The 1858-nt window shown below is 58.2% G+C and carries 2 protein-coding genes; both read right to left on the bottom strand.

From position 1 onward, the window contains the following. On the bottom strand, positions 1-889 hold an 889-nt coding region (locus CKO31_RS25710), incomplete at its 3' end, for a sulfotransferase (RefSeq protein ID WP_200243669.1). A gap of 562 nt (positions 890-1451) precedes the next feature. Further along, positions 1452-1858: methyltransferase domain-containing protein (locus tag CKO31_RS25705; protein ID WP_200243665.1), on the bottom strand; the 407-nt coding region annotated here is incomplete at its 5' end.

Here is a 1858-nt window from a genome sequence, read left to right as displayed (position 1 = left end):
GTGGGCGATATCGAAACGCGGCCTCCAGTATCTTTAGCAGGTTGTCCCTGCTGAGGTCACGATAGTTTAGATAGCGCGAACCATGGTCCATCTTGGTCAGACCAGACAGCAGGTATTGCCTGTAGAACGCCGTGAAGTAGCCAAGGCGATCCGATAGGTCCAGCTCACGATCGGTACGGCCGGTTATGAAGGCCGCGGCCCCGCTTTCTTTGAGACGAGGCAGACCCGTCGTCGGCTTCGACAGAATAGAGGCCATCACTTCCACCGGATCGCGATACATGAACAAACAAGGTGTCTCGGGGAACGCCCGCTGAATGACATCGACGAATGCGACCGTCCAGCTGCGAAACCGCACGAAGTAGGAGGTCTGTTGGGGCAGCCGGATCCGCCCCATTGCCTGGAGCAGATTACGGATCATCAGGAGATTGGCCTCGTCGGGCTCAACCGCATCCTGCCAACCTTGCGTCAGAGCGTGCCAAAAGCGCTCATGGAAAGGTGTCGGCTCCTTCAAGACGACGTGCGCTGGCGATTGGTCGAGGATCTTCGATAGCAAGGTCGAGCCGCATTTCGACATATGGAAGATGAAGCCTGCGGGTTGCAGCTGTTGGTCGAAGTCCAGAGCTGGGTCCTTCAGCAGCTCCAGACTCGTCGTGAAACAGTTACCCACGCCGGCGTGGTCGATCAGATGGCGGATCGAGAAACGAAACTTCCATTCGCTGAGCGGACACTCTCCAATGTCTAGCCAAAGGAGTCGATCGGAGTGGGTGATTGCGACCGGGATCAGCCCAGGGTTATCTCGGATGACCCCGATCGCCGGGCTCGGCGCCAGATATCGCGAGCTGGCCACCTCAAATAGATACGGAACGCTCTGTTCGTCGAGTGATTCCATTGCCTGCTCTGTGTGTACTTGCGCCCGTGGGCCACACCCGCGTTGCCGTCATCGCTCGCGACGGACTTGGGGCTGGTTGCATGGTTTACGCGCCATCACCTTAACCTGCGACAATGCAAACTGCTCTCACCCTGACTTCGGACAGCGCCCAGCCTATCGACTCTTGCGAGCCCGACCGATCAATTTCCTTGGGCTCCAACGCCTCCTCCTAGAAAGCGGTGAACTTGCCCTGAACGCACGTTTGGCTCGTCGCAGAGCCCGGACCGGAAGCTGTGTCCGCGATACCATCGGCAACTCTCCCGACAAGGCTCGACGCCGGCATAACTGCGCAGCGCCTCGACCTTTCCATGAACGACCCGCTCGGCGTAGTACACCCTCACTTTCTCCAGATCGGATGTCAGCATGGCGTTTCTGGACTCGAAATGCTGCAGGAATACTTTGCCGATCGCATAGGTCGACGCAGCATGGATCGCCACTAGGATAGACGGCTATTTCATTTCCCTTGTCGGCGCATGCGAGCACGGCAAGAGCCAATGCCGCCTGCGATCGCCGCGCGCGCTCATTACCGGACCCGCTGCCACACACTCAATTCCGCGACCGTGTGCTGGAACTTTCGCGCTGTCTCGCGAATGACAAACGGGACATCGGTTGGCGCCTGAAGCAGCTCGAATTCCGGCTCGAGGACCTGTCGCATGCCGTGAAAGGTATTTACATAACCGCCGTCCGGCTCGAATTCGCCCAGCCAGTTTTCGCGCGGGGTGAACTCCTCTAGCAAGGTATACGGTGAACTGATTGTCAGGACGCCGCCCAACCGTAAACACTTCCTCATGGAACGCAGAAAACGCCGAGGATCGTAGAGACGGTCGAGCAAATTACCAGCGAACACCAGATCTACATCCATGTCGCTCTGCTCTAGGTTGCAGGCGTCACCTAGGGAAAATTCCGTCCCGACCCGTGCGTCGCTCAAGC

This window comes from Thiohalocapsa halophila (genome assembly GCF_016583825.1).
GTDB classification, from domain to species: domain Bacteria; phylum Pseudomonadota; class Gammaproteobacteria; order Chromatiales; family Chromatiaceae; genus Thiohalocapsa; species Thiohalocapsa halophila.
The sequence above is the reverse complement of the archived record's forward strand: the minus strand, read 5'-3'. Positions and strand labels throughout refer to the sequence as shown.